Annotated in this window: 1 rRNA gene; it reads left to right on the top strand. The window is 53.6% G+C overall.

Annotated features, from left to right (window positions below):
• Positions 1-278: ribosomal RNA gene (locus KI379_RS33795) — 23S ribosomal RNA — on the top strand; the annotation flags it as partial.

Here is a 278-nt window from a genome sequence, read left to right as displayed (position 1 = left end):
GATGCCTAGGCGCTAGGAGCCGATGAAGGACGTGGCGAACAACGATACTGCCTCGGGGAGCTGTAAGCAAGCTTTGATCCGGGGATGTCCGAATGGGGAAACCCGGCTGATGTAATAGTCAGTCACTCATAACTGAATACATAGGTTATGGTGAGGCATACCAGGGGAACTGAAACATCTAAGTACCCTGAGGAAGAGAAAACAAGAGTGATTCCGTCAGTAGCGGCGAGCGAACGCGGAACAGCCTAAACCGGTCAGCTTGCTGGCCGGGGTTGTGG

The sequence above is a fragment of the Paenibacillus cineris genome, assembly GCF_018333335.1.
Classification (GTDB): domain Bacteria; phylum Bacillota; class Bacilli; order Paenibacillales; family Paenibacillaceae; genus Paenibacillus_AQ; species Paenibacillus_AQ favisporus.
Note: the sequence above shows the minus strand (reverse complement) of the source record. Positions and strands in the feature narration are given on the sequence as shown.